The following is a 21938-nucleotide window of genomic DNA, read 5'->3' on the forward strand; positions in this document are numbered from 1 at the left end:
CTGTCTCCGTCCTGAAGGGCCTGTAAGGCCGAGGACCCCTACAGTTGGTGGATGGCGTACTTCGGTGGACTGCTGGCCTTGATCGGGGTCCTGACTCTCGTGTTCGAGGACGGAGATGTCGTCGGGCTGCCGGCTGTCGTGGTCGGAGTGGGCCTGCTGGTGCTGGGCCTGGTGGTCGGCGCGCTGGGGATCGTGCGGCGGCGGCAGGTGCGGCGGCGGAAGATCGCCCGCGGCGAGCCGGTGCCGGTCGGCAACGTGGTCGACCGGGCCAAGGCGTTGCCGCGGTTGATCCGGGCCGCGCGGCGCGGGACCTATGGGGAGTTGCCGCAGCGCCGGATGTTCCTCTGGGTGCTGGCCCTGGTGTACCTGGTATCGCCGATCGACATCCTGCCGGACCTGCTGCCCGTCATCGGGGTGGCCGACGACGCGGGCGTGGCGGTGTGGCTGCTCACGAGTGTGTCGACGGCGACGGGTCTCTACCTCCGCCATGAGCGGGACCGCCTGCCGGGTCGTGAGCCGGGGAGCGGCGGAGCCAGTCGGTGATGTCGGCGGCCGCCTCCTCGGGGTGCTCGTAGGCGAAGAGCTGCAAGGCGTCGGTGGGACGCCCGGACTGGGCGAGCCGAGTCGCAGCCCTCAACAACTGCTGTGCGGCCGCGAGGACAAGCTCCGCCTGGGCGATCGCCTCGGTTGGATCGTCAAGCCTGACGGCGTCCCGGGCCAGGTCAGCCACTTCGCAGGCCTGGTAGGCCATCGCGAGCTGCGCCCGGTTCATCGGAACGCCCGGACGAAGAAGAGCGCGGTCATCGCGACGGCCGTGGTGAGGACGAGCGTGCGCAGTACGGCGGACGGAAGCCTGCGGACCAGATGAGCTCCGGTGTAGCCGCCGAGGACAGCGCCGGCCAGGAGCACGACCAGGTGTAGGGGCTGGGCCAGGACGTCGGCGGCGAACAAGAAGATGACGGCCGCGGTCAGGTAGACGGCCGCCACCTGGATGACGCGGAGCGGGTTGCCGCGGGCCGGGTCGAGGGTCGTCGTCGCGGTCCAGAACGCGAGCATCATCAGCCCGACCGCCCCACCGAAGTACCCGCCGTAGATCGACAGCACGAACTGCCCGGCCAGGATCGCCGCCGGCCCAGGCGTGCCGAGCCGGAGCGCCTGGGTCAGCCGCCTGCCGAACGCGAGGACGACGGTCGCGAACGCCAGCAACCACGGCACCGCCGCCTCGAAAGATGCCGACGGCAACAACAAGAGCAACCCGGCGCCGATCGCCCCGCCGAGCACGCTCGCCAGGGTCAGCCGGAGCGGGGACGGCCGCGCGAAGCCCTCCACCTCGCGCCGGTAGACCCACGCGCTGGTCGCGTTCCCGGGCAGCAGCGCGACGGTGGTGGTCGCGTTCGCGGTGACCGGCGGCATCCCGGCCGCGACCAGGGCGGACAGCGCCACGAAGCTCCCGCCGCCGCCGACGGCATTCAGCGCGCCGGCCGCGACACCGGCCAGGAGGATCAGCAGCACCCTCCGAGCATCACGGCTCGGCCGGCACTCCACAATGCGCGATCCCCGTAGTCAGCCTAAGGCAGAGACGTAGGCTGAGCCCATGCGGTACGACTTGGACGACCTCCGGCTCTTCACCCATGTCGCAGCAGAGGGCTCGATCACCGGCGGCGCGCGGGTGATGCACCTCAGTCTGCCTTCGGCCAGTGCGCGGGTCAGAGCGCTCGAAGCGCAGGCCGGCGTACCCCTGCTGGTCCGCGAGCGCCGTGGCGTCCGGCTCACTCCCGCGGGCGCCACCCTGGCCCGGCACGCCCGCGAGGTGCTCGCCGAGACCACCCGCCTGGACAGCGCCGTCGCGTCGTACGCCGTCTCGCGGTCCGCGCCGATCCGCCTGGTCGCAGGTGGCTCGGCCATGCACCAACTCGTCCCGGTCGCGCTCGCCACGTTCCTCCGCGACCATCCGGAGTACGACGTGAACGTCAGCGAACGCCGCACAGTCCGCAGCGTCCGTATCCTCGCCGCCGGAGAGGCCGACCTCGGCGTCATCCTCGACGACGAACCCACCGACCTCCGCACCGAACCGCTCGCCGACGACTCCCTGGTCGTGATCGGCCAGGCCGGCGGCACCCTGTCCGGCCGCACCTCCATCGCGTACGCCGAAGTCGCCGAGCATCCCCTGGTCGGTCTCGACCGCAACTCCCCACTCACCCAGTGGATGGACGAACGCCTCGGCCCGCACGCCCCGGCACCCCGCTACCGCACCGTCGTACCGAACCTGCACACCCTGATCACGCTGGCCACGGCCGGCGCCGGCCTGGCCATCGTCCCGCGCCGAGCCGTCGCGGCGATCGCCGCACTCGACATCTGTCCACTCCAGGACTCTTGGTCCACCCGCCAGCACCTACTCTGCTACGCGGCGAACACCTCGGAGCCCGCCCACCTCCTCGCAACCCATCTGCACGCGGCCGCGACGACCTAGGGCAGGTTGGCCTCGATGCCGTCGAGGAGGTATTCGAGCCCGAGGTCGAAGGCCGCGGCGGCGTCGAGGTGGCCGGCTTCGCGGATCGTCTCGGCCAGCGCGGGGTAATTGCCGGTGGCAAGCATGCGGGTGAGGTAGGGGCCGGTCGAGACCCGCCAGCCGTGTTCGTCGAGGCCGGTGGCGCGTTCGTCGCGCAGGGCGGTGATCTCCTTCCGGACGGCGCCGACCAGGAAGCAGGACAGGGCTTCGAGGGCATTCATGACCGCGGTCGAATCAGGAAACGCCCGAGTCGCGCGGAGGGCGGCGAGGGACGCTTCCAGGCCGGCCAGGGCGGCGGGGCCGAGCTGCGGGCGGCCGCCGAGCAGGTCCGCGAACCACTCGTGCTGGAGGGCAGCCTGCCGCCTGCTGTGGGCGATGGAGCGGAAGATGTCCCGCCAGGTCGAACCGGTCGGTGCCGGGATCTCGGCGTACACCGCGTCGGCCATCAGCTCGAGCAGCTCCTCCTTGGTGCCGGCGTACCGGTAGAGGCGCATCGGGCCGGCGTCCAGGGCGGCGGCCACCTTGCGTAGCGACACCGCTTCCAGGCCCTCGGCGTCGGCCAGGCTCAGCGCGGCGCGCACGATCCGCTCCCGGCTCAACGGGCTCAGCGCGCGTCGCTCGGCCGGCTCGGGCCGTTCCCACACCGGTTCATTCGTCACACCGGAGACGATACATCGCATCGTGCGATACGGTGTATCGGTCAGATGCGGCGTATCGAACGGAGTAGGCATGATCGCGATCATCGGGGCCGGTCCCGGCGGCCTCACCCTCGCGCGGATCCTGCACGTCCACGGCGTCGACGCGGTCGTGTACGAACGCGACGCCTCCCGGGCCGCACGGACCCAAGGCGGGATGCTCGACCTGCACACGGACACCGGCCAGCTCGCACTCCGCGAAGCCGGCCTGGAAGAGCAGTTCCTCGCCGTCGCCCGCCGGGAGGGCCAGGACTTTCGCCTGCTGGATCACACCGGCACGTTGCTGCTGCAGGAGGACACTCCGGATGACGCGCCGATGGCGCGGCCCGAGATCGATCGCACCGACTTGCGTGACCTGCTGCTCGACTCGCTTCCGGCCGGCGCGATCTTCTGGGGCCGAAGCTTCGCCGGCGCCGACCCGCGACCCGGCGGTGGGTACGTCGTCCGGTTCGCCGACGGCACGTCCGCCGAGTGCGATCTCCTCGTCGGCGCCGACGGCGCAAACTCCGGCGTCCGCGCCCTGCTCACCGACGTACGTCCCACGTATGCCGGTACGACGGCGATCGAGGGTTCCATCCACGATGCCGATCGGACCCAGCCGGAGCTCGCGGCGATGGTGGGAAGGGGCAACTACTGGGCCATTGGTCCGAGCCAGACCGTCGCTGCCCAGCGCAACGGCGACGGCACCATCCGGGTCGGCCTGGTGGTGCATCGCCCGGAGCCGGTGCTCGACGCTGATCCCGCGACGATCGCCGCGCTGCTCGACGGCTGGCATCCGCGCTTCCACCGCCTCGTCGAGGCCTGTGAGCTGCCGTTCGTGGTCCGTCAGACCCATGTGCTGCCGATCGACATGACCTGGTCGCCGCGGCCCGGGATCACTCTGCTCGGCGACGCCGCGCACCTGATGCCACCGGTGGGAGAGGGGGCGAACCAGGCAATGCTCGACGCGGCCGAGCTCGGTCGCGCCGTCGCCGCGAACCCTGACGACCTGGACAAGGCGGTGGCCGTTTACGAGCCGGTCATGCAGACCCGCTGCGCCGCGGTCGCCAAGCGGTCGGCTGCCGTGGCGCGGCTGATGAGCGGACCGGACGCGGCGCAGGAGATGCTGAAGTTCTTCCAGGGGTAGCGGTCGAATACGGTGCAGGCATGAGTGGGCCGGATATTCCGCTGCAGGCGTTTGCGGCGTTGTTGCACAGCGACAACGTGGCAACTGTGTGTCGGGCGCTGAACATGTACCAGGTGGCGGCGTCGTACACGCGGTTGAGTGGTGGGAATCCGCTGGAGCCGCTCGGTGGTGAGGTCCGGGTGGTCGCGCGCGAGATCCTGTCCCGGCCACCGGTCGAAGCGGACGAGGAGATCCGGGCCGGCTTCGATCATCTGAGTGCGTTGAATGTGTTGACGAGTCTGGCGGCGCCGGAGGATGCGGAGCTGATCGCCAGGGTGCTGGAGAGTACCGAGGACGAGCAGATCCGGGCAGTGGCGACACTGGCGGCGGCCGCGGTTCGCAACCAGTGATTGGGTCGGCGAGATAGCGTTCTCCGCATGCGCGCTTTGACTGTTGAAGAGGCCCGGCGACGGGCGGCGGATCTGACCGTGCGGTCGTACCAGGTGGAGTTCGACCTGACCGGATCGGGTAACACGTTCGTGACGACCAGCCGGATCCGCTTCGGGGCGGCAAGTGACAGCAGTTGGGTGGACGTGAAACCCGAACGGCTGCACGCGGTCGAGCTGAACGGCACCTCGCTCGACGTCGGTCTGCTGGACGGCGGCCGGTTTCCGCTGAGCGGTCTGCAGGCGGAGAACGAGCTCGTGGTGACGGCCGAGCTGAAGTACTCCGCGGACGGCGAGGGTCTGCAGCGGTCCGTCGATGCGGCCGACGGGCGGGTCTACACCTACGGCATGTCGTCGCTGGAGTCGGCGCCGCGCTACTTCCCGTGTTTCGACCAGCCTGATCTCAAGGCGCCGTACACGATCAGCGTGAAGTGTCCCGAGGACTGGGTGGTGCTGGGCAACGGTGGCGCCACGCCGGTCGCGCCGGGGGAGTGGAAGTTGGCGGAGACCAAGCCGCTGTCGACGTACTTCGTCACGATCGTCGCGGGCCCGTATCACCTGATCCGGAGTGAGCACGACGGGATCCCGCTCGGACTGGCCTGCCGCCAGTCGCTGAAGCAGCACCTGGAGCGCGATGCCGAGGACCTGTTCCGGACCACCCGGGAGGCGTTCGACGAGTACCACCGGATGTTCCGGCAGCGGTACCCGTTCGGCGAGTACTGGCAGGCGTTCGTGCCGGACTTCAACCTCGGCGCGATGGAGAACCCGGGCTGCGTGACGTTCGCCGACCACCTGGTCTTCCGCAGCCAGGCCACCGAGGCGGAACGCAGCACGCGGGCGCGGATCATCGTGCACGAGATGGCGCACATGTGGTTCGGCGACCTGGTCACCATGAAGTGGTGGAACGACATGTGGCTGAACGAGTCGTTCGCCGAGTACATGGCGCACCGGGTGTCCGAGGACGCGACCAGCTACGGCGGTAACTGGACCGATTTCGCCTTCGTCCGAAAGTGGTGGGGCCTGCAGACCGACCAGAGCAGCTCGACGCATCCGGTCGCGCCGGACAGCCTGAAGGACGCCCGCCAGTCGCTCGACGACTTCGACGGGATCTCGTACGCGAAGGGTGCCGCGGTCCTCAAGCAGCTGGCCAAGTACCTCGGCGACGACGTGTTCCTGAAGGGCGTCAACGCGCACCTGGAGGCGCACGAGTACGGCAATGCTGACCTGCACGAGTTCATCGAGAAGCTCACCGAGGCCGGCGCCGACGACCTGGACAACTGGTCCCAGCAGTGGTTGCGCACGTCCGGCCTGGACACGATCACGGTCGAACGGACGGCGAGTGGAGTCGTCCTGCACCGCACGAGCCCGGACGCTTCCCGCCGCCTGCACAAGCTGAGCATCGGTGGGTACGACGAAACCGGCGCGGCGACCCTGGTCGACGTCGTGCTCGACCAGGACACCGTAGAAGTTGCCCTCAGCAACGACAGCGCCGTGATCGTGCCGGATGCCGACGACGACACCTGGGCCAAGATCCGGCTCGACGCCACCAGCCTGGCCAATCTCCCGGCGGTGCTCCCGAAGATCGCCGACGGCACCACGCGGGCCGTGATCTGGAACTCGATCCGTGACACGACCGCGGACGCCGAGCTCGATCCGCGGCTGGCGCTCGACCTGTTCCTCGCCACCATCCAGCACGAGGACAGCGACATCGCCGTCGGCTCGCTCGTGCGCTGGCTGGAGGACCGGGTCCTCGGCGGCTACCTGGACTACGACGAGTACCGCGCTCCGGTCGCTGATGCTCTGAGCAACAAGCTCGCGAGCACTGCACCGGGCAGCAGTCTGCAGCTGGTCACCGCCCGCGGGTTCATCGTGACCACGGACGACGCGGAGTTGCTGAAGTCGTGGCTCGACGGTGCCGGCATCCCGGCCGGTCTGGAGATCGACGCGGATCTGCGGTGGTCGCTGGTCCTGCGACTCGTGCGGCTGAACGCGCTCGGGGCGAAGGACATCGATGCCGAGCTGGCGCGCGACAAGTCCACCGAAGGTGTCAATCAGGCCGCACGCTGCCGGGCGGCTCTGCCCGACGGCAAGGAAGCGGCCTGGACGCGGATCATGACCGACTCGTCGGTCGGGGTGAAGGAACTGCTGGCTGCGGCCGAGGGCTTCTGGCATCCGGGTCAGGCCGCGATCACGGCGCCGTACGTCAAGCGGTTCTTCACCGACATCGCGCGGACCGGGGAGATCCGGGCCGGCATGGTGGTCTCGCTGACCGTGCACCGGATCGCGCCGCGGCTCGCGATCGACGCCGAGCTGATCGGGCCGGCCGAGGCGCTGATCGCGGACGAGAGCGTGGTCCCGGGCATCCGCCGGCAGACCGCGAACTTCCTCGACGATCTCCGGCGGGCGGTGGAGGTACGACGTACCTTCGGCTAGACCCGCCGGAGCTGAGTCAGCGCACAGTGAGGCGTTCGGCGACGGCCTTGCGGGCCTGGTGGATGCGGGCCTTGACCGTGCCGAGCGGGACATCGAGCTCGTCGGCGATCTCGGCGTACGACAGCGCCCCCAGGTCGCGCAGGACCAGCGGCTGGACCAGCTGGGGATGGCTGGACTCGAGTGACTCAAGCGCTTCGAGCAGGTCCAGGCGGGAGCCCGCGATCACCGACGTCGTCCGCGGGTCGACGGACTCCGGGAGGACCTCGGCGGACTGCTCGACCGCGCGCCGCTTCAGCGATCGGTAGGTCTGCCGGGCCTGGTTGGTGGCCACGATCGTGACCCAGCCGGCGAAGCTGCCGGTGCCTCTGAAGGTGTGGATCTTGTTGGCCACCTGGAGCAGGGTGTCCTGGACCGCCTCTTCGGCGTCCTCGCGGTACGGCAGGAACTTGGCCACCCGGCGCTGCACCTGCGGCCGGATCGCCTGCAGGATCTGCGGAAGCAGGGATTGGTCCCCCGCGGCGGCGCGCGCCGCCAGGTGTTCCAGATCCTCGTTCATGCTCCCTCAGAGTGTATGTTTCGTCGCTTAGCTCGACTGTGCACGACAATAGCCGGGATGGATGCCATCGGGAGGTACCGGCTGCAGGACAAGATCGGCGCGGGCGCGTTCGCGACCGTCTGGCGTGGGTACGACGACGACCTCGACGTGGACGTGGCGGTCAAGATCCTCGCCGACAACTGGGCGTCGCGCGCCGACGTGCGGGAACGCTTCCTGTCCGAGGCGCGGCTGATGCGCCGGATCGCCAGCGACCGGGTGGTCCGGGTCTTCGACCTGGGCAAGCTCCCGGACGGGCGTCCGTACTTCGTGATGGACTACGTCGGCGGTGGCACGCTGGGCGACGTCCTGCAGCATGGGCCGCTGGATGCCGTCGACGCGTTGTGGTGGGGAGCCGACCTGGCGCGGGCGGTCGCCGCGTTGCACAGCGAGGGTGTTGTCCACCGTGATGTCACCCCGGCGAACCTGCTGCTCCGGCCCAACCAGGGGGACGAGTCCGGCGGCGGTACGCACCGCATAGTGCTCGCCGATCTCGGCCTGGCCAAGCGTGCCGCAGAGGCGTCCGGACTGACCCAGGCCGTCGGCACACCGTCGTACATGGCTCCTGAGCAGGGTCGCGGTGACGGTGGATTCGACGAGCGGGCGGACATCTACGCGGTCGGCGCGGTGACGTACGCGCTGCTGACCGGGCATCCGCCGTACTCCGCGGGTTCGATCGGGGATGTGCTCAACCGCGATCCGGACCTGCCGCCGCCGAGCTTGCGGCCGATGCTGCACGACGCGGTCGGTCAGCTCGACGACATCCTCACCCGGGCCCTCGCGTACCGGGTCCCCGACCGCTGGGAGCGTGCCGACACGCTCGCCGAGCGGTTCGAGGCGGAGGCCTACCGGCTCGAACAGGAAGCGCCGCTGCGGGCCGAGGAGCGGACCAGCATCACCGACGACGACCCCCCGACGACCGTCGCCACCGACCCGCCGGTACGCCGCCGGCGCCGCAACCAGGCCTGGTTCCTGCTCTCGCTGCCGGTGGTGTTCGTGGCCGCCGGAGTAGGTGGTTGGTTCCTGTTCGGTCGGTGAGATGCGACCAGATCCGGGCAGGTGTCCGTTGGGTGGCACGGGCGTGCAGGCCGGCGGTCCCGGGAGCGGCGTGGACTGGGGAGGGTTTTGTCCCTCTGCGGGGGTAAAACCCTCCCCAAACCACCTGCCTCCACCCAAAACCCTCCAGAAACACACTCGGCGCGTCGGCAGCCGCCGAACAACCGCCACAGCAGCCCCGGCCCCGCCAACCGCGCCGACGCTGACCGCGGTACGCGATCTCACCGGTGGTGGCGGTGGACCGGGATCCCGCGGTCGTCTGTGACTGCAGGTGCGGTTAGTAGGTGACGGTGATCCGTTCGGCGGCTGGGTCGATCCGGACCTGGCCGCCGTACGGGAGGACCTGTTGCGGGTCGGTGTGGCTGATGTCGAGGCCTTTGACCACGAGCGCGTCCGGGTTGTACTCGGCGAGGGCCCGGTCGACCGCGAGGTACTGACCGGTGATGTAGGCGACGGACTGCTCGGGCGTGAAGTGGTTCTCCAGCGACCAGGACTTCGGGCGGCCCCAGAGGACCGCGTCGAAACGCTCGAGCAGGCCGCGTTCGCCGAAGTTGCGCAGGATCCGGTAGACCATCTCGGAGCCGGGCATCTCCTCGCTGGTCTCCAGGAACAGCACGCCGCCGTAGGAGTCCGTGGGCAGCATCCACCGGTTGGCGGACAGTTGCCAGTCGAGGATCTCCAGGTTGCCGCCCCAGAGTTTCCCGCTGACGGGCTCCGCGCCCTGCCAGATCCAGCCGGTGCCCGGGAACATCGGCGGCTCGGTCTCCAGGTTGACCGCATCGGCCCAGTCGCGGTCGTGGTCGGTCCACTCCGCGGCCGGCGTCAGCTCGAACTCGCCCGGCGTGAAGAGCGCGGCCCGCAGCGACCGCTCGGAGTCGGGGTGCATCGCGCCGCCGCGGCCGAACTGGACCATCACGCTCCCGCCGTGAAAGGCCGGCAAGCCCAACGAGTACAGGAAGTTGAGCAGGTTGGTGTTGTCGCTGTACCCGAAGAACGGCTTCGGGTTCGCCTGGAAGACCCCGGGATCGAGGTGCTTCAGCACGGTGAGCTGGTCGTCGCCGCCGATGGTCGCGATCACCGCGCGAATCGACGGATCCGACCAGGCCGCGTGCAGGTCGGCGGCCCGCGCCTGCGGGGAGGCCCCGAGCACACGGGTCGTCGGATACTCGACCGGGATCAGGCCGAAGTCGTCGCGCAACCGCCGCAGGCCGAGCTCGTAGGGCCCGGGAAAGATCTCCGGCAGCCCACGGGACGGTGAGACGATCGCGACTTTGTCACCAGGCTGCACCATGCGGCGACTGTACGACGCTTCCGGCCCAGGCGGGATCGATTTAGACGCCGATCGGATGCCAGACGGTCTTCAGTTCCAGGTACTGCGTGAGGCGGGACAGGCCCGGGGACTCGGTCCAGTCCTCCTCGGCCGGGCGGCGTACCCGCTTGAGGTTGTCGGCGGCCGCGGCCTCCAGGTCGCGGGCCTCGTCCGGCTCCTCGATCCCGCACAGGTCGATGGCGTTGACGTCCATGTGCGACGCCAGCCACGGGCCGACCTCGGACGCGGAGCCGGTGAGGATGTTCACCACGCCGCCCGGTACGTCGGACGTCGCCATCACCTCGCCCAGCGTCACGGCCGGCAACGGACGTGCGTACGACGAGACCGCGACGACCGTGTTGCCGGAGACGATCGCGGGCGCGATCACGCTGGTCAGGCCGAGCAGGCTGGAGTCCTGCGGCGCCAGCACCGCGACCACACCGGTTGCCTCGGGCAACGAGAAGTCGAAGTACGGGCCGGCCACCGGGTTGCTGGATCCGACCACCTGGGCCAGCTTGTCGGCCCACCCGGCGTACCAGACCCAGCGGTCGATCGCCGCGTCCACGACCGCGCGCGCCTTGCTGATCGAAAGGCCCTCCGACGACGCCACCTCGGCACTGAACTGCTCGTGCCGGCCCTCCATCACCTCGGCGATCCGGTAGAGCACCTGGCCACGGTTGTAGGCCGTCCGCGCCGACCAGCCGCCGAATGCCTTGCGGGCCGCGACGACCGCGTCCCGGGCGTCCTTGCGGGAGGCCTGCGACGCGTTCGCCAGGAACTTGCCCTTGGCATCGTTCACGACGTACGACCGGCCGGATTCGCTGCGCGGGAAGGCGCCGCCGATGTAGAGCTTGTAGGTCTTGCGCACCTCGAGCCTCAGATTGTCCTTAGTGGGCAAGGTAGGCCTCCAGACCGTGGCGACCGCCCTCGCGGCCGTACCCCGACTCCTTGTAGCCGCCGAACGGCGAGGTCGGGTCGAAGCGGTTGAACGTGTTGGCCCAGACCACGCCGGCGCGCAGCTGGTTGGCCATCCACAGGATCCGGGAGCCCTTGTCGGTCCAGATCCCGGCGGACAGCCCGAACGGCGTGTTGTTCGCCTTCTCCACGGCCTCGGCCGGGGTGCGGAAGGTGAGCACCGACAGCACCGGGCCGAAGATCTCCTCCCGGGCGATCCGGTGCGCCTGGGTCACACCGGTGAACACGGTCGGCGGGAACCAGTACCCCTGCGGCGGCAGCTCGCACTCCGGCGACCAGCGCTCGGCGCCCTCGTCCTCGCCGATCTGGGACAGCTCGCGGATCTTGGCCAGCTGGGCCGACGAGTTGATCGCGCCGATGTCGGTGTTCTTGTCCAGTGGGTCGCCGACACGCAGCGTGCCCATCCGGCGCTTCAGCCGGGCCAGGACCTCGTCGTACACGCTCTCCTGGACCAGCAGCCGCGAACCCGCGCAGCAGACGTGGCCCTGGTTGAAGAAGATGCCGTTGACGATGCCCTCGATGGTCTGGTCGATCGGCGCGTCCTCGAAGACGATGTTCGCCGCCTTGCCGCCGAGCTCGAGCGTGACCGCCTTGTCCGAGCCCGCGACCGACTTCGCGATCGCCCGGCCGACGGCGGTCGATCCGGTGAACGCGACCTTGTCGACGTCCGGGTGCTCGACCAGAGCCTGCCCGGTCCGGCCGGCGCCGGTGACGATGTTCACCACGCCCGGCGGCAGGTCTGCCTGCTGGCAGATCTCCGCGAACGCCAGCGCGGTCAGCGGCGTCGTCTCGGCCGGCTTCAGCACCACGGTGTTGCCGGCGGCCAGGGCCGGGGCGATCTTCCACGCCAGCATCAGCATCGGGAAGTTCCACGGGATCACCTGGCCCGCGACACCCCACGGCTGCGGGTCGTCGCCGACTCCGGCGTACTCGAGCTTGTCCGCCCAGCCCGCGTAGTAGAAGAAGTGCGCGGCCACCAGCGGGATGTCGACGTCACGCGACTCGCGGATCGGCTTGCCGTTGTCCAGCGACTCCAGCACCGCCAGTTCCCGCGCACGCTCCTGGATCAGCCGCGCGATCCGGAACAGGTACTTCGCCCGGTCCCGCCCGGCCATCGGGCCCCAGACCTTCTCGAACGCCTTGCGGGCCGCCTTCACCGCCTTGTCGACATCGGCCGGACCGGCCTCGCTGATCTCCGCGAGCACCTCCTCCGAGGACGGGCTGATCGACTTGAACGGCTTCCCGTCCGTCGCGTCGACGAACTGGCCGTTGATGAAGAGCCCGTACGACGACCTGATGTCGACGATGGCCCGCGATTCCGGGGCCGGTGCGTACTCGAATCTGCTCATGCCTCAGTCCAGCGTGAAGTAGTCGGGGCCGGGGTAGTGCCCGGTGGCCAGCTTGGTGCGTTGCATCAGCAGGTCGTTCAGCAGGCTGGACGCCCCGAAGCGGAACAGCTCCGGGTCCAGCCAGTCCGGTCCGGCCGTCTCGTTGACCATGACCAGGTACTTGATCGCGTCCTTCGCCGTCCGGATCCCGCCGGCCGGCTTGACGCCGATGTGCAGGCCGGTGGACTCGTGGTAGTCGCGGACCGCCTCCAGCATCACCAGCGTCACCGGCAACGTGGCCGCGGGGGACACCTTCCCGGTGGAGGTCTTGAGGAAGTCCGCACCGGCCAGCATCGCCAGCCAGGACGCGCGCCGGACGTTGTCGTAGGTGACCAGCTCACCGGTCTCCAGGATCACCTTCAGGTGCGCGTCGCCGGCCGCCTCACGAATCGCGGCGATCTCGTCGAAGACCAGGCCGTACCGCCCGGACAGGAACGCGCCGCGGTCGATCACCATGTCCACGTCGTCGGCGCCCGCGGCGACCGCGTCCTTGGTGTCCTGGATCTTGATCGGGAGGCTGGCACGCCCACTGGGGAAGGCGGTTGCGACACTCGCCACGCTGACCCCCGAGCCGCGCAGCTCGTGCTTGGCGGTGGCCACCAGATCCGGGTATATACAGACCGCGGCGACCGGTGGCGCGGTCGGGTCGGCCGGGTCGGGCCGTCTCGCCTTCGCGCACAGGGCCCGCACCTTGCCCGGGGTGTCCTGCCCCTCGAGCGTGGTGAGATCGATCATCCGGATCGCCAGGTCCAGCGCGTAGGCCTTGGCGGTGGTCTTGATCGACCGGGTGCTCAGGGTCGCGGCCCGAGCCTCGGCGCCGACCTGGTCGACGCCCGGCAGGCCGAGCAGGAACCGGCGCAGCCGGTCCTCGGACGAGGTCACGTCGGCCAACGAGTCGACGCCGCTGTCGAGAGTGGTCACCTTGGGCAGTCTAGTGCTGTTCCGGACAGCCAGTTACTTTGTGCTGGTGAAGTCGAAGTCATCGGACACCGAGCGGTACCTGTCGACGTCGAACCGGATCACCGGAGGCCTGCTGGTCGGGATCGGCGTCCTCGCGCTGATCGACATCGTGCTGGAGTGGCGGACCGCCAGTGGTCTGCTGGTCGGCTGTGTGATCGGCATCGTGATGGTGCTCGCCTACGTCTTCCTGATCCGCCCGTCGGTCACCCTCAGCCCCGAGCACATCCTGCTCCGTAACCATCTGCGCGACCACGTGATCCCGTGGTCCAAGGTGACCGGGGTCGACGTCGCCGACATCCTGCGGGTGCACGCCGGCGACAACAAGTTCCGGGCTCCCGGCGTCGTACTCGTCATGCGTGACGTTCGCAAGCAACGGGTCGGCGGAGCCAGGCTCCCGGAAGACAGCTCGATCTCCCGCGCCGACTTCGTCGTCGACCGGATCGAGACCCACATGAACCAGTACGGCGAACAGGCCGGCGGCGAGGTGGTCACCACCTGGGCCCGCCCGGAGCTGATCGCCATCGGAGTCCTCGCGGTCGTCGCCGTGGTGGCGGCGCTGCTGCGCTGATGCCGCTGCTGTCCCGCCGTGCGCTCCTCCGCACGGCAGCCGCCGCTGCCGTCACCAGCGTCGCAACAGTCACCGCCCTGGAAACAGGAGCCCTCCCAGGCCGAGCGCGCATCCACGAAACCCTCGGCCTGAACGGGCGCGACGGCGTCGTCCCCGCCGTCCCGGCAGGCCTGGTTGTGGCGGACACCTTCGCGTCCGCTGCTCGCCGTACGACGGTTGGGTACAGCGTCATCTATCCCCACGGGGTCAGTCTGTCGGCGGAGTTGCCGGTCGTGCTCGTTTTGCACGGTCGTGGCGGCGACCACACGTCCGCGGTCAACGACCTCGGCATCGACCGCTACCTGACCTCCGCCGTCCAGGCCGGCTCGCCGCCGTTCGCGCTCGCGACCGTGGACGGTGGGCAGGACAACTACTGGCATGAGCGGCTCACCGGGGACGACCCGATCGTCATGCTCGACCAGGAGTTGCTGCCGCTGCTGGCGAAACGTGGACTGCGGACCGAGCAATACGGCCTGCTCGGCTGGTCCATGGGCGGGTTCGGCGCCCTGCTGTTCGCTGCGCGCGACTTCCTGCAGCGAGGGGTCCCGGTTGATCGGACGGCGGTCGCGGTCGGTGCGCTGAGTCCGGCGCTCTGGCGTCACTTCGGCGACGCTGCTCCGGGTGCGTTCGACGGGGCAGGTGACTTCGGTGACAACCAGGTTCTGGGTCGCCGGGACGACTTCAAGGATGTTGCTGTGCGCATCGATTGTGGGCGGGACGATCCGTTCGCGGGGGCGGCGAAGGACTTGCGGATGGAGTTGCACGCGGCGGGTGGGGAGCAGGCGGGGGCGCACACCGCCGGTTGCTGGCGGCGCATGCTTCCTGACCAGTTGCGGTTTCTGGGGGAGAAACTCGCCGATTGAGGGGAACTCTGGCTCGGGTCGCGGCGTCAGAGCCCGTGTCCACCCCGGCATGAACCCCTGTTCACTCCAGGATGGGCACGACAGGTCCCTTCATCATCGAGAGCGGAGCTATGTTCAACCTCTCCCGCACCACCCTGCGTGGCCTGGCCGGTGTCGCTGCCCTGGCCGGGTTCGCAGCCCTGGCACTTCCGAACGCGCAGGCCGCCCCGGCTGCGGCTGCAGCCACCCCGGTCCTGCCGCAGCCGGCCGAGACCCCGAACCAGGCGGTCAGCAGGCCGCCGGCGGGTGCCGCCCTGACGACCATGTCCTCGACGACGAACACCGTCCGCTACAACCGGCTCTACAAGACGCCGGCGATCACGCCGTCGAAGTGCAAGGAGGTCAACGTCTCGCTCCGCACCCTGGCGGGCGTCCAGGCCTACGACACCCAGCTGTGGAACTGCATGTACGCGGCCTGGGCCGTCCCGCTGAAGGCGGCCGGCGCGGCGTACAAGGTGAAGCCGAAGCTGGTCGTCACCACCGCCACCAAGATCAACACCCTCTGCGGTGTCGTGAACAACACGACCGGGTACTACTGCAGCGGGAACGGCGGCGTCATCTACATCCCGGCGTCCCAGATCATCGCGCAGTGGAATTCGAACCCGACCTACGCGCGGGCGTGGGCGACGCAGATGATGGCGCACGAGTACGGTCACCACGTCCAGTTCCTGACCGGCATCCTGAACGCGTCCTGGACGCGTCAGAACGCCTTCAGCACCAACGCCGCGCGGCTCGAGGAGAGCCGTCGCCGCGAACTGCAGGCCTCCTGCCTCGGCGCCGCTTACATCGGCGCGAACAAGCTGTACTACCCGATGAGCGGTGGCCTGCTGGTGCAGTTCAACTACCTGGTCAGCCACATGGGCGACCAGCCGGGTGGCGTCCGTGACCACGGCTCGCCGAAGAACCACGCGTTCTGGTCGACTGCCGGCTTCAACGCGAGGCACACCTACACCGTCGCGGGCAACTGCAACACCTTCAACGCGACCTCGGCGTACGTCGCCTGACCTTCAGCACGCTCGAGGTCCGAGCAGTCTCGAGGTCGGAGCAGTAACGTAACTCAGCCGCCCGGTACGCGTTGCCGTACCGGGCGGCTGTTGCGTTTTGGAGACACCTGCACGATCTGCGATCGTGTGGTTACTTGTTTCGGGATCGCACGCCGTACAGTTTCCGAGTCGAGCGTCGAACGGCAGGAGTCAAGGACAGTGAACTACGACGAGTTCAACACCGAGTACGCGAAGGTGCTGGACAAGATCAAGAGCGGTCGGTGCAGCTGGTCGGAGCTGTCCGGTCACGTCACCCGCCTGCGCCAGGCGACTGCCGGGATCATCGTGCCGGTTGAGCGGACCCAGGTCGACCACGACCTCGCCGCGCTGGCCCAGATGGTCGACATGTCCCGGCGGACCAATGACAAGGAGGACGTCTGGACGGTCACGTCCGACGCGATCCGCAAGGCCAGCAGCCAGGAGGGTTCGGTCGCCGACCGGATCGCCCGGATCGAGGCGAGCATCAACGAGATCTCCAACCTCGCCAACCGGAACCCGGACGAGCGGGACGCACTGATGCAGTCGACCAGCACGCTGCGGATCCTGCACTCCTCGCTGCAGAGCTCGCTGCGCACCGAAGAGGCCGAAGCCGCGGCGGCCGCCGCCCGCTGACCTACCGCGGGAGCCACCCGCCAGGTGCTCTCGTTCCTTCGAACGTCAGCCGCTGACCACGACGGCCAGCGGCTGGCGTTTCACGCGTTTTCAGATACCTGCCGCGGCAGCCAGGTCGGCCTTGATGCCGGCCAAGGCGAGGGCCGCCTCGGTACGCGCGGCGCCCACGTCGGTGGTGACCGGGACGACCACCTCCAGGTAGCACTTCAGCTTCGGCTCGGTGCCCGACGGCCGGACGACGACCCGGGCGCCGTCCGACAGCGTGTAGCGCAGCCCGTCGGTCGGGGGCAGTGACTCCGAGCCCTGGCCGAGATCGTCGATCCGCTCGACCGTGTAGGCGCCCAGCGACGCGGGCGCAGTGGTGCGGAGCCGGTCCATCGCGGTCTTGATCAGCGACAGGTCCTCGACCCGCGCGGACAGCTGGTCCGTCGCGTGCAGGCCGTACTTGATCGCGAGGTCGTCCAGCAGATCGTGCAACGTGCGCCCCTCGGACTTGGCCCGCGCGGCCAGTTGCAGGACGCGGACCAGTGTGGAGATCCCGTCCTTGTCCTTCACCGCGACCGGGTCGACGCAGTACCCGAGCGCCTCCTCATAGCCGAAGACGAGGTCCGGCACCCGCCCGATCCACTTGAATCCGGTCAGCGTCTCGACGTACCGCACGCCGTACGACGCCGCGATCTTGCCGAGCAGGGACGACGAGACGATCGAGCACGCGGCGACCCCGTCGGGCTGTGCGGACAGCAGGAACTCACCGAGCAGCGCGCCCAGCTCGTCCCCGCGCAGCATCCGCCAACCGGCGTCGGCCGAGGCGTCGGGGATGGCGACCGCACACCGGTCGGCGTCCGGGTCGTTCGCGACGGCGATGTCCGCGTTCATCGACCGGGCCAGCTCGAGCGCCGCGTCGATCGCGCCCGGCTCCTCCGGGTTCGGGAAGGAGACGGTCGGAAAGTCTGGATCCGGGTCCGCCTGCGATGCCACCACCGCCGGTAGGGCGAACCCCGCGCGAGCGACCGCGCCCTCGACCAGCAGCCGGCCGACCCCGTGCAGCGGCGTGTAGGCGACGCTCAGGTCCCGCGGCGCGTCCGCCGGCACCAGCCCGGCGATCCGGTCCAGGTAGGCGTTCAGGAGGTCGTCGCCGGTCGTCTGCCAGTCGTCGCCGCGCGGCACCGTGTCCAGCGGGCCGACCGCCGCGATGGCGGCCGCGATCTCCGCGTCCGCGGGCGGGACGATCTGCGACCCGTCGCCCAGGTAGACCTTGTAGCCGTTGTCCTGCGGCGGGTTGTGCGACGCCGTCACGACCACTCCGGCGACAGCCTTCAGATGCCTGATCCCGAAGGCGATCACCGGGGTCGGCGTCGGCCGATCCAGCAGTACGGCGTCCAGCCCGGCTCCCCGGACCACGGCGGCCGTGTCCTGCGCGAACACGTCCGACTTGTGCCGGGCGTCGTACCCGATCAGGACCGGGCCGGTGGTGAGGCCCTTGCCTTTCAGGTAGGCGCAGAGGCCGGCGGCGGCGCGGATCACGACCACCCGGTTCATCCGATTCGGTCCGGCGCCGACGGCACCGCGGAGTCCCGCCGTACCGAACTCGAGGGTGCCGGCGAACCGGTCGGCCAGCTCGGCGGTGTCACCGGCCGCCAGCAACTGCTGGAGCTCGGCGCGAGTGTCGGGGTCGGGATCTTCGCTCAGCCAGGCTTCGGCCGCACTACGGAGGTCAACGGTCACCTCCGCACGATAGCTAATGCCCGGACGACTGGCAGGGTCTCGCGCGCAGGTCGGCCACGTAGTCGTCGGGGGCGCCGGCGGCTTCGGCGGCCTCGGCGAGGATGCCGAGGTAGCGGGCCGACGGCAGGCCGCCCTCGTAGGCGTTCAGGACGTACATCCAGGCCAGCTGCTCGCCGTCCAGGGTCTGCACCCGGACCTGGATCTTGCTGTAGACGTCGTGGTCGATCCATTCCCACTCGTCCAGCCGCTCGACGTCCTTGGGGTGGACGTCGTAGAGCGCGACGAAGACCTGGTTGGCCGGGTCGGACGGGTCCTCGACGACGGTGGCCATCGCACCTTCCCAGCCGAGCTCCTCGCCGCCGAAGGTGAGGCGCCAGCCGTGGAGCCAGCCGGTCCCGCGCAGGGGCGAGTACGGGCACCGCTCGGCCATCAGGTTCGGGTCCAGATTCGACGCAAACGCGGCGTACAGGGTCACGGAGACACAGGATACGGAAGAATGACCTCCCGTGGCGCGAGTTGTGATCATCGGAGGCGGTCCCGGCGGGTACGAAGCGGCCAGTGCGGCCGCCCAGCTCGGGGGCGAGGTGACGGTTGTCGATTCCGGCGGGATCGGCGGATCCGCCGTGCTCACCGACGCCGTCCCGAGCAAGACCCTGATCGCCACCGCGGAGGTGATGACCGAGGTGGAGGCGGCCGGCGAGCTCGGGGTCAGAGTTACAGGCGATGGGGCCAGTGACAATGCAGACCCGGCTAACTCCGTGCGGGTCGATCTGTCAGTCGTCAACGGGCGCGTGAAGGCGCTGGCCACGGCCCAGTCGGAGGGCATCGAGCGCCGGCTGGATCGCGACAAGGTCCGGATCGTCAGGGGTCGCGGCCGGCTGGACGGGCCGGAGGCCGTGGTCGTCGGCGACGAGCGGCTGGACGCGGACGTGATCCTGATCGCCACCGGTGCAAGGCCGCGCATCCTCCAGGGCTCGGAGCCGGACGGCGAGCGGATCCTGACCTGGGAGCAGGTCTACGAGCTCGACGAGCTGCCCGAGCGGCTGATCGTGGTCGGTTCCGGCGTCACCGGCGCAGAGTTCGCCAGCGCGTACGACGCTCTCGGCAGTGACGTCGTCCTGGTCTCGTCGCGGGACCGGGTGCTCCCCGGTGAGGACGCCGACGCGGCGGCGGTCCTGGAGGACGTGTTCAAGCGGCGCGGCCTGACCGTGCTGAGCAAGTCCCGGGCCGAGTCGGTCAAGCGGCAGGGCGACGGCGTCGTGGTGACCCTGACCGACGGCCGGACGGTCGAGGGCTCCCATGCGCTGCTCGCGGTCGGATCGCTGCCGAACACCGACGACATGAATCTCGTCGAGTCGGGCGTGTCGCTGACCGAGGGCGGCTTCGTCCAGGTCGACCGGGTGTCTCGGACCACGGCCCGTGGCGTCTACTCGGCCGGCGACTGCACCGGCGTACTCATGCTCGCTTCGGTCGCCGCCATGCAGGGCCGGATCGCGATGGCCCACGCGCTCGGCGACGCGGTGACCCCGCTGGACCAGTCGACCGTGTCGGCGAACGTCTTCACCGCCCCGGAGATCGCCACCGTCGGCCTGACCCAGGCGGTGGTCGACGCCGGCGGCAGTACGGCGATGGTCGTGAAGGTGCCGCTCGCCGACAACGCCCGGGCCAAGATGCAGGGCGTCCGGGACGGTTTCGTGAAGCTGTTCTGCCTGCCCAACACCGGCATCGTGGTCGGCGGCGTGGTGGTCGCCCCACGCGCCAGCGAACTCATCCACCCGATCTCGCTGGCCGTCGGCGCCCGCCTCACCGTGGACCAGGTCGCCCAGGCCTTCACCGTCTATCCGTCCGTCTCCGGCTCGGTCGCCGAGGCCGCCCGAAGGCTGCACCTCCGCTCATGAAGTTCCTGGTGCTCTGGCAGATGGAGCTGAGCCTGCTCTCCCCGGAGATGGCCCGGTCCGTCGGCGCGATGCCGGAGTACGGCGAGCGCCTCGAGCGCGAGGGGAAGGTGCTGGCGCGGTATCACGTGGTCGGATCGCACGGTGGTGCGTGGATCTACGAGGTGGATTCGCACGAGGAGTTCGAGCGCTTGCTCGGCCGGGCGCCGGTGTTCAACTTCGCCCGCTACACCGTGCATGCCCTCGCCGAGATGGATTCCGGCCGCCCGGGCGATTGACGCGGTCGCGGGGGCCGGTGGATCGTGGCTGCAGGGGGTAGCCCATGTTCGAGGATCGCAGCGAGGTCGCTGTCGACCGGCACCTGGTCGTCAGCCATCGGCTCCGTGCCCGCCGGCTACAACTCGGCCTGACCCAGAAGCAACTGGTCAGCCGACTGGCCCGCCGCGGGATCCGCACCACCAACAAGACCCTGTCCAGCTTCGAGCACGGCGCCGGTGTCGACGTGGTCCGGCTGCCCGAGCTCGCCGTCGCACTCGATTGCACGGTCACCTATTTGCTCGGCCTGACCGAAGATCCGGCCCGCTGGGAGCCCGACCGGTCCGGCCTGCCGACGAACCGACCGGTGGCCCGGCCCGCCGTACTGAACTCAGCGGGCGTCGTCGGCCAGCCGGACAGTCACTGGATCCTCGGCCCGGATATCCCCGCGCGCCCCCCGCGCCGTTGACCCAACCGCTCGTTCACCAGCCGCAGGTGATGGCCCGAATAGTGGCGTAGAGCAACCAACTGGACCGGCATCAGCCGGTCGCAGACCCAGCCCCAGTGCAGCGAGACCCAGTCGCCCGGGGCCAGCGGCTCGATCAGGTCGACGCCGTCGAAGCCGCGGATCGCGGTCTCCTGGCGCGGTGAACCGAGGAGGAGCCGCAGTCCGTCCCACTCCAGTGGACGCGACTCGACCACAACTTGCGCGCCGGTGTCCGCGATCACCTGTCCCCAGCGGATCCGGCACTGGTCGAGCACGCGCAGGGCTTGCGCCGTACTGCGTTCGTCGTCGAGCAGGTCCGCCCACGGGTAGAGGCAGAACACCGCGAAGCTGTGATGGGGCAGCCCGCCTCCGGCGTCGCCGGCCCGGTCGAGCAGCCGGTTGCCGATCCAGTACGCCTCGACCACCTCGCGGTCGAGCGGATCCGCCGTACCGGTGGCGGCGGCGATCCGGCGCAGTTGTGGCCAGGCGCCCTCGAACTGCCGCGCCAGTGCGCGGAAGCCATTATCCACCCGGCCCAGAGCGCCGTACTCGAGCAGGGCACCGGCGTCGGCGGGGCCGCAGTACCCGAGCCGGTTGGGGGCGAACGCGTACCGGACGAACAGCGCCGGTCCGGTCACAGCTCGGCCCCGAAGAACGCCAGCGCGTCGGCGGCCCGCTCCCGCGACATCCGCTCGAGCGCGAAGCCGCTGTGGATCAGCACGTACTCACCGGGGACGAACGGGCCGTCGAGCAGGGACAGGTTGATATCCCGGACGACGCCCGCCACCTCGACCCGGCCGAGGTCCGCGCCCTCCGGGCAGTCCACCACCCGGCCCGGGATGCCCAGGCACATCGGGCTACATGCCCCTCAGCCGGTAGTACCGCCGCATGTCCTCGATGCCGTAGTACCCCAGGACGACGAGGACGACGACCACGACTGCCAC

At 69.7% G+C, this 21938-nt stretch carries 24 protein-coding genes; 13 read left to right on the forward strand and 11 right to left on the reverse strand.

Annotation, left to right across the window (positions count from 1 at the left end):
- Positions 1 to 51 precede the first annotated feature (51 nt).
- Entirely contained in the window at positions 52 to 543 is a 492-nt protein-coding gene (locus OG558_RS18020) for a YkvA family protein (RefSeq protein WP_405071290.1), read from the forward strand.
- Positions 544 to 768: 225 nt separating this feature from the next.
- On the opposite strand, the gene OG558_RS18025 is transcribed toward OG558_RS18020, so the two are convergent.
- Positions 769 to 1512 (reverse strand): sulfite exporter TauE/SafE family protein, encoded by a 744-nt coding sequence (locus tag OG558_RS18025; RefSeq protein ID WP_405071291.1) that lies wholly within the window; start codon positions 1510 to 1512, stop codon positions 769 to 771.
- An 82-nt stretch (positions 1513 to 1594) separates the two neighbouring features.
- On the opposite strand from OG558_RS18025, the gene OG558_RS18030 reads away from it, so the two are divergent.
- A complete protein-coding gene (locus OG558_RS18030) occupies positions 1595 to 2470 on the forward strand; it encodes a LysR family transcriptional regulator (protein ID WP_405071292.1) in 876 nt (291 codons plus the stop codon).
- Here the strand turns inward: OG558_RS18030 and OG558_RS18035 are convergent.
- Positions 2467 to 3168 (reverse strand): TetR/AcrR family transcriptional regulator, encoded by a 702-nt coding sequence (locus tag OG558_RS18035; RefSeq protein ID WP_405071293.1) that lies wholly within the window; start codon positions 3166 to 3168, stop codon positions 2467 to 2469. The two genes, OG558_RS18030 and OG558_RS18035, sit on opposite strands and share 4 nt — an antisense overlap.
- Positions 3169 to 3238: 70 nt before the next feature.
- On the opposite strand from OG558_RS18035, the gene OG558_RS18040 reads away from it, so the two are divergent.
- From OG558_RS18040 to pepN, 3 genes are read left to right on the forward strand one after another with little or no spacing between them, the layout of a single operon-like run.
- Entirely contained in the window at positions 3239 to 4330 is a 1092-nt protein-coding gene (locus OG558_RS18040; RefSeq protein WP_405071294.1) for an FAD-dependent oxidoreductase, read from the forward strand.
- A 20-nt stretch (positions 4331 to 4350) separates the two neighbouring features.
- Positions 4351 to 4719, forward strand: coding sequence for a hypothetical protein (locus OG558_RS18045; protein WP_405071295.1), 369 nt, complete (start codon positions 4351 to 4353; stop codon positions 4717 to 4719).
- 27 nt (positions 4720 to 4746) lie between these two features.
- The gene (gene pepN, locus OG558_RS18050; protein WP_405071296.1) at positions 4747 to 7188 is read left to right on the forward strand and encodes an aminopeptidase N; all 2442 of its coding nucleotides are present in this window, start codon (positions 4747 to 4749) and stop codon (positions 7186 to 7188) included.
- A gap of 16 nt (positions 7189 to 7204) precedes the next feature.
- On the opposite strand, the gene OG558_RS18055 is transcribed toward pepN, so the two are convergent.
- Positions 7205 to 7744 carry an RNA polymerase sigma factor gene (locus OG558_RS18055; RefSeq protein WP_329484492.1) on the reverse strand — a complete coding sequence of 180 codons (540 nt, stop codon included), beginning with the start codon at positions 7742 to 7744 and terminating at the stop codon, positions 7205 to 7207.
- 57 nt (positions 7745 to 7801) lie between these two features.
- Between OG558_RS18055 and OG558_RS18060 the strand changes: the two genes are divergently transcribed.
- Complete coding sequence (locus tag OG558_RS18060) at positions 7802 to 8818, forward strand: serine/threonine-protein kinase (protein ID WP_405071297.1); 1017 nt, start codon at positions 7802 to 7804, stop codon at positions 8816 to 8818.
- 295 nt (positions 8819 to 9113) lie between these two features.
- On the opposite strand, the gene OG558_RS18065 is transcribed toward OG558_RS18060, so the two are convergent.
- The 4 genes from OG558_RS18065 to deoC are packed head-to-tail and all read right to left on the reverse strand — an operon-like array spanning position 9114 to position 13429.
- Positions 9114 to 10127 carry a S66 peptidase family protein gene (locus OG558_RS18065; RefSeq protein ID WP_405071298.1) on the reverse strand — a complete coding sequence of 338 codons (1014 nt, stop codon included), beginning with the start codon at positions 10125 to 10127 and terminating at the stop codon, positions 9114 to 9116.
- A gap of 40 nt (positions 10128 to 10167) precedes the next feature.
- Entirely contained in the window at positions 10168 to 11043 is an 876-nt protein-coding gene (locus OG558_RS18070) for an aldehyde dehydrogenase family protein (RefSeq protein ID WP_405071299.1), read from the reverse strand.
- On the reverse strand, positions 11033 to 12469 hold the full coding sequence (locus OG558_RS18075) for an aldehyde dehydrogenase family protein (RefSeq protein WP_405071300.1): 1437 nt from the start codon (positions 12467 to 12469) through the stop codon (positions 11033 to 11035). Before OG558_RS18075 ends, OG558_RS18070 begins: the two co-directional genes overlap by 11 nt.
- Positions 12470 to 12472: 3 nt before the next feature.
- A complete protein-coding gene (gene deoC, locus OG558_RS18080; protein ID WP_405071301.1) occupies positions 12473 to 13429 on the reverse strand; it encodes a deoxyribose-phosphate aldolase in 957 nt (318 codons plus the stop codon).
- A 46-nt stretch (positions 13430 to 13475) separates the two neighbouring features.
- Between deoC and OG558_RS18085 the strand changes: the two genes are divergently transcribed.
- From OG558_RS18085 to OG558_RS18100, 4 genes are all read left to right on the forward strand, one after another.
- The gene (locus OG558_RS18085) at positions 13476 to 14036 is read left to right on the forward strand and encodes a PH domain-containing protein (protein ID WP_405071302.1); all 561 of its coding nucleotides are present in this window, start codon (positions 13476 to 13478) and stop codon (positions 14034 to 14036) included.
- Positions 14036 to 14938, forward strand: coding sequence for an alpha/beta hydrolase (locus tag OG558_RS18090; RefSeq protein ID WP_405071303.1), 903 nt, complete (start codon positions 14036 to 14038; stop codon positions 14936 to 14938). Before OG558_RS18085 ends, OG558_RS18090 begins: the two co-directional genes overlap by 1 nt.
- Positions 14939 to 15009: 71 nt before the next feature.
- Positions 15010 to 15981, forward strand: coding sequence for a neutral zinc metallopeptidase (locus OG558_RS18095; protein ID WP_405071304.1), 972 nt, complete (start codon positions 15010 to 15012; stop codon positions 15979 to 15981).
- A gap of 198 nt (positions 15982 to 16179) precedes the next feature.
- The gene (locus tag OG558_RS18100) at positions 16180 to 16632 is read left to right on the forward strand and encodes a hypothetical protein (protein ID WP_405071305.1); all 453 of its coding nucleotides are present in this window, start codon (positions 16180 to 16182) and stop codon (positions 16630 to 16632) included.
- Between the two features lie 90 nt (positions 16633 to 16722).
- Here the strand turns inward: OG558_RS18100 and OG558_RS18105 are convergent, their stop codons facing one another.
- Together OG558_RS18105 and OG558_RS18110 are read right to left on the reverse strand one after the other, a co-directional pair.
- Positions 16723 to 18357 (reverse strand): phospho-sugar mutase, encoded by a 1635-nt coding sequence (locus OG558_RS18105; protein ID WP_405071306.1) that lies wholly within the window; start codon positions 18355 to 18357, stop codon positions 16723 to 16725.
- A gap of 13 nt (positions 18358 to 18370) precedes the next feature.
- A complete protein-coding gene (locus OG558_RS18110; RefSeq protein WP_329484503.1) occupies positions 18371 to 18832 on the reverse strand; it encodes a gamma-glutamylcyclotransferase in 462 nt (153 codons plus the stop codon).
- A 31-nt stretch (positions 18833 to 18863) separates the two neighbouring features.
- On the opposite strand from OG558_RS18110, the gene OG558_RS18115 reads away from it, so the two are divergent.
- The 3 genes from OG558_RS18115 to OG558_RS18125 are packed head-to-tail and all read left to right on the forward strand — an operon-like array spanning position 18864 to position 20976.
- Positions 18864 to 20255, forward strand: coding sequence for an NAD(P)H-quinone dehydrogenase (locus OG558_RS18115; protein WP_405071307.1), 1392 nt, complete (start codon positions 18864 to 18866; stop codon positions 20253 to 20255).
- The gene (locus tag OG558_RS18120) at positions 20252 to 20530 is read left to right on the forward strand and encodes a muconolactone Delta-isomerase family protein (protein ID WP_329484505.1); all 279 of its coding nucleotides are present in this window, start codon (positions 20252 to 20254) and stop codon (positions 20528 to 20530) included. The genes OG558_RS18115 and OG558_RS18120 overlap by 4 nt, the downstream gene beginning before the upstream one ends.
- A 44-nt stretch (positions 20531 to 20574) precedes the next feature.
- Positions 20575 to 20976, forward strand: coding sequence for a hypothetical protein (locus OG558_RS18125; RefSeq protein WP_329484506.1), 402 nt, complete (start codon positions 20575 to 20577; stop codon positions 20974 to 20976).
- Here the strand turns inward: OG558_RS18125 and OG558_RS18130 are convergent.
- Complete coding sequence (locus OG558_RS18130) at positions 20928 to 21632, reverse strand: DUF6390 family protein (protein WP_405071308.1); 705 nt, start codon at positions 21630 to 21632, stop codon at positions 20928 to 20930. The two genes, OG558_RS18125 and OG558_RS18130, sit on opposite strands and share 49 nt — an antisense overlap.
- Positions 21629 to 21847, reverse strand: coding sequence for a HypC/HybG/HupF family hydrogenase formation chaperone (locus OG558_RS18135; protein WP_405071309.1), 219 nt, complete (start codon positions 21845 to 21847; stop codon positions 21629 to 21631). Before OG558_RS18135 ends, OG558_RS18130 begins: the two co-directional genes overlap by 4 nt.
- Positions 21848 to 21938 lie beyond the last annotated feature (91 nt).

This window comes from Kribbella sp. NBC_01510 (assembly GCF_045040325.1).
In the GTDB taxonomy this organism is placed as follows: domain Bacteria; phylum Actinomycetota; class Actinomycetes; order Propionibacteriales; family Kribbellaceae; genus Kribbella.